The following is a 4,173-nucleotide window of genomic DNA, read 5'->3' as shown; positions in this document are numbered from 1 at the left end:
GTCCGGTGCCAAGGTCGACATCAACGACGAAGGTATCATCAAGATTGCATCGCCAAACGGCGACTCGATCAAGAAGGCCTATGACATGATCTGGTCCATCGTGGCCGAGCCTGAAGAAGGTGCGGTTTACACCGGTACCGTCGTCAAGATCGTTGATTTCGGTGCATTCGTGAACTTCTTTGGCAAGCGCGATGGTCTGGTCCACGTGTCCCAGATAGAAAACCGTCGCCTGAACCACCCTTCGGACGTTCTGAAGGAAGGTCAGGAAGTGAAAGTCAAACTTCTGGGCTTTGACGATCGCGGCAAGGTGCGCCTGTCGATGAAAGTCGTCGATCAGGAAACTGGCGAAGAGATCAAGAAAGAGGAAGGCGCAGAGGAGTAATCCTTAGCCCCTTTTGAAAAGAAAAAGCCCCGGTGGAAACGCCGGGGCTTTTTTTGTAGATGGGCAAGCAGTAACCCTTCGCGTTCAACCCGGGAATGGCGGCTTTCCACCATTTTCAAACTCGAATTACAGGGTCTTCTTGAAATACGAGACGATTAGGTCTTCAAGTTCCCGGTGGATATCCGCGCGCGAACGCCCTCCTGCATCGTCGCAAAGTCGATCCAATTCGCCCTCGCTCTGCAAGATGGATGCCCCACGCGGTTTGCAATCGGCAAGAAAGCTGAAGTGGGTCGCGTCGGTCACGATTTCATAATCTGCCTTGGCAATCTTTTCGGCAGCAGCGCGGGCATATACGCCCTCGGGCACCAAATCTTCGTCGCCCAGATTTATGATTTTCATCGGGATGCTGATTTCGGACAAACTTTGGTCGGTCAACGTGGTCACGATGCCGGGGTCTACAACGACCGCGGCTTTGATCCGGGGATCTCTTAAATCTTGCGCTGCCGTGGCAAGGTCTAAGCTGTGCAGGTCAATACCGAACATTGCCAGAAAAGCGCAATCAGACATGCCATGATCGGTGCCATCGCAGAACCGCTGCAACCTTTCCGGATCGACCCGCGCGCCAGAGACAGCCATGGCCGTGTATCCACCTGCAGAAAAACCCAGTATTGCGATACGGTCATTGTCGATAAAGGGGTAGTCCTTGGCGTTCGACGCGATTTCGTCCAATACAGCCGAGACATCCGCCGGGCGTTCCCAGACGCGCACGGCGGCTTCGGCAGAAGCATTGCCAGATGTCGTACCAGAATGGTTTGGCAACAAAACTACGAAACCAGCCTCGGCTAACTGCGCTGCTATCCATCCGAACTGCCCGGCGTTGCCGCCTGCACCGTGCGAGATCATGATCGCCGGAAAACGCCCGGTGCGATGCGGTGCGCCACGTCCAGCGGCGGTGCCATGGAACACACCGTTACCGCCAATGGTCACGGCCTTGCCGCCAGGCGTGGCAGGATACCAAATGTGAAAATCGACATTCCCGTTGCGGACTGGCGCGAACGCAGATCCATAGGCGATGCCCGCACCGCCCTCATAGGCAGGTCGAACAAGTTCATAACCGCCCCAGCCCACAAGCCCAAGGACAGTAAGGCATGCAGTGGCCTGAATAAATTTGCGCGTTTTTGACATGGTCCGTCTCCGTCAACTGATTGAATATGACAGCTGTTTGACCAAAAACGCCTGATACGGCGTCCTGAAACGCGTTTGAGGTCGTCCTGAAACACAATTCAGGATAGGCCCGAACCAATCAACACACGGATGAACCTACGATGATATTTGTGCCGCTTTCCCTATTCGGGAGCCTTCTCCTCGTGATGGTATTTGTCTGGTTTGCGCGTTCCCATGACCTGTCCCACCGCGCCCACCAACTGTTTTTGGCGCTTGTTGCGCTCTATGCCACGCAGTCGCTGCTGATAACCGTGCGATGGGGGTACGGCGTCCTTGGCGCGGCCCCCTTGGCGGCACTTCTGGCACCGGTTTTGCCGGTTGCGGCTTATTTATCCTATAGCGCCTTGACGGGGCCATTAAAGGGATCACGTCTTTGGCCCCTGATCATCATCCCGCTGAACTGGTTCGGCCTGTCAGTCGCGCGGGACATGGCAGACGCAATGATCTTGGTGACATACTTGGTCTTTGGGGCCCTGCTGATCCGGCTTGCGTTGAAAGGGCGGGACCAACTGGCGCTTTCGCCGCTTGAAAACGCGCGCGAGATCGTTTTGGCGATCGCTCTCACTGGCGTCATTCTTGTCGTTTCGGCACTGACCGACGGTTATGTGATTTATGATTTCATGTTCAATGACGGCCAGCACGTTGGGCTGATTGTTGGGTTCGTGCAGTCGGCGTTTGCGCTGGTGATTGGGATTTGTGCCGCTTTCGGACGCGTATCACCCACCGCCGAATTCAACGAAGATACCCCGGTTGACGCTGCCGACCGCCCTACGGAGCAAGACACCGAAGTCATGGCAAAGCTCGAGGAACTTTTTGCACAAGCCGGTGTTCACAGAAACGAGGAATTGAGCCTGCGCCGCCTTGCCCGTCGCCTGGGCTTGCCTGATCGCAGGGTATCAAACGCGATCAACCGCAGCTGCGGGCTTAGTGTGTCACAATTTGTAAACAACTACAGAATCAAAGACGCATGCCGCCTGTTGACCACGACCCAAGATACGATACTTGCTGTCTCGCTCGCTGCCGGCTTTGCGACAAAGTCGAACTTTAACAGAGAATTCATTCGGGTGACGGGCACATCTCCTTCGAAATGGCGCACCGAAAACTCTGACTCAAAGGCTGCCTGAAGGGCAGCATATCAACCGAAAAATTGCACTCCATCGCGTGCGCGAACCAAAGCGGCCATCAGCACACCGTGCCCCACTGCGCGAAGCTTATCCTAATGCGAATGCCCGTGTCCGCCATGATCATCCTCGTCCAGTGATCCATGCACCGCGAACTGGTCGATGCCTGCATCTTGTGGCTCGATAAACCTGAAGCTCTCGCGCACGCCGCTTTCGGATAGCTCGCGCGCGACGGTCAGCAGGGTGTTGGGCGCATGGTCGGCGCACAGTTCCATCATCTGGGTAACCTCTTCTTCGGCGACGGGGCGGGCGGCTTCCATCGACGGGGCACCGTAAATCTCGACGAAATGTTTCATCAATTGCAGGGTGATTGCCTCGACTTCAAAGGGTTCGGCCTTGGTCACGGCCACGAACGTCACACGGCCAAAGGTTTCGACCCCCATCCATCCGTTTGCAAAGGCCTGCCGCGCCTTGCCGGTCAGATCGCCGTCGGACCAGTTCGAAAACTCGAACCCGCCCGATACGCACCATTCGCCGGTACGCGCAGGGGAATGGAACACGTTTCGGTCGCTTTCGTCGAAATGGATCGCGCGGGCGAGGAAAAGATCGCTCATGAGGCAGGCTCCAACAGGTCAGTCAGTGGGATAAGGTGGGTCGTGTCGGTGGATTTCAGCAGCAGCCCAAAGTCTTGGTCAACGCCGGTAAAACGCCCCGACAGATCGCCATGGGTCACGTCTTTTCCGATGTTCCACGCAAGGCCGGTCCATTCCTTGTGCAGCGGTCCGGGCCCGTCGTCGGACCACCGGTTCAGCGCTACCAGCGTATGCCGCGCCCAAGATTCAAGCAGGGTCACCGGGTTCACCTCGGAACAGCCTTCGCCGTATAGCGTGGTCTGATCGGGTGTATCGCCGGGGGTATCGCTTTGCGGCAGGATGTTGATGGCAAAGCCCACAACAAGCCAGTCGGGCACAGCTTGTGGATCAAGGTCAGACACAGCCGCCCGCATCTGACCACAGATCGCGCCGTTCACCCGCAGATCGCCATTCCACGCCAGATGCACGCCAACTTCGGGCGGGGCCAGCGCGCCAAGGGCGTTTTGAAACCCCACAGCGCATAGCGGCAGCATCGCCATTGCCGATGCCAAGGAGACTTCGGGGGCGAACACAATCGCCCCCTGTAAAACGCTTGGTCCCGGATCATAAACCACCAGCCCCGCGTCGCAGCCCTGACGCGCTTGCGTGCAGGCGTATGCGAAGGGGTCAGCAGCATGCAGCCCCGTCAGCAGGGGTGGAAAGACCGGGGTGTCGGTCACGCGTGGCCGCCTGCGATCAGCGCTTTGGCGACAGTCCGGAATGCTTCGGCCTGTGGGCTGTCGGGCTTGGACACCACGATGGGCGCGCCGCCATCAGCTGCCACGCGAATGTCCAGATGCAGCGGAATTTCGGC

Annotated in this window: 5 protein-coding genes and 1 pseudogene; 2 read left to right on the top strand and 4 right to left on the bottom strand. The window is 57.5% G+C overall.

The window, feature by feature from the left end; translation table 11 throughout:
• On the top strand, positions 1-382 hold a 382-nt coding region (locus tag ABYT07_RS19450; protein ID WP_372993671.1), incomplete at its 5' end, for a S1 RNA-binding domain-containing protein.
• 126 nt (positions 383-508) lie between these two features.
• Here the strand turns inward: ABYT07_RS19450 and ABYT07_RS19445 are convergent.
• Entirely contained in the window at positions 509-1,567 is a 1,059-nt protein-coding gene (locus tag ABYT07_RS19445; protein WP_372993670.1) for an alpha/beta hydrolase family protein, read from the bottom strand.
• Between the two features lie 185 nt (positions 1,568-1,752).
• Here ABYT07_RS19445 and ABYT07_RS19440 point away from each other — a divergent pair, with 185 nt between their 5' ends.
• On the top strand, positions 1,753-2,730 hold the full coding sequence (locus tag ABYT07_RS19440; RefSeq protein WP_372993672.1) for a helix-turn-helix domain-containing protein: 978 nt from the start codon (positions 1,753-1,755) through the stop codon (positions 2,728-2,730).
• A 92-nt stretch (positions 2,731-2,822) separates the two neighbouring features.
• On the opposite strand, the gene ABYT07_RS19435 is transcribed toward ABYT07_RS19440, so the two are convergent.
• From ABYT07_RS19435 to ABYT07_RS19425, 3 genes and pseudogenes are all read right to left on the bottom strand, one after another.
• Positions 2,823-3,341, bottom strand: a complete 519-nt coding sequence (locus ABYT07_RS19435) for a DUF6505 family protein (RefSeq protein WP_372993669.1) — start codon at positions 3,339-3,341, stop codon at positions 2,823-2,825.
• Positions 3,338-4,039, bottom strand: a complete 702-nt coding sequence (locus ABYT07_RS19430; RefSeq protein ID WP_372993668.1) for a DUF4444 domain-containing protein — start codon at positions 4,037-4,039, stop codon at positions 3,338-3,340. Before ABYT07_RS19430 ends, ABYT07_RS19435 begins: the two co-directional genes overlap by 4 nt.
• Positions 4,036-4,173, bottom strand: a pseudogene (locus ABYT07_RS19425) (sodium:proton antiporter); the annotation flags it as partial. The gene ABYT07_RS19430 and the pseudogene ABYT07_RS19425, both read right to left, overlap by 4 nt.

This window comes from Sulfitobacter sp. (genome assembly GCF_041552635.1).
Classification (GTDB): Bacteria; Pseudomonadota; Alphaproteobacteria; order Rhodobacterales; family Rhodobacteraceae; genus Sulfitobacter.
Note: the sequence above shows the minus strand (reverse complement) of the source record. Positions and strands in the feature narration are given on the sequence as shown.

Coding starts and splice junctions, on each gene's coding strand:
- ABYT07_RS19445 (WP_372993670.1), bottom strand. CDS start 1,567: ATGTCAAAAACGCGCAAATTTATTCAGGCCACTGCATGCCTTACTGTC.
- ABYT07_RS19440 (WP_372993672.1), top strand. CDS start 1,753: ATGGTATTTGTCTGGTTTGCGCGTTCCCATGACCTGTCCCACCGCGCC.
- ABYT07_RS19435 (WP_372993669.1), bottom strand. CDS start 3,341: ATGAGCGATCTTTTCCTCGCCCGCGCGATCCATTTCGACGAAAGCGAC.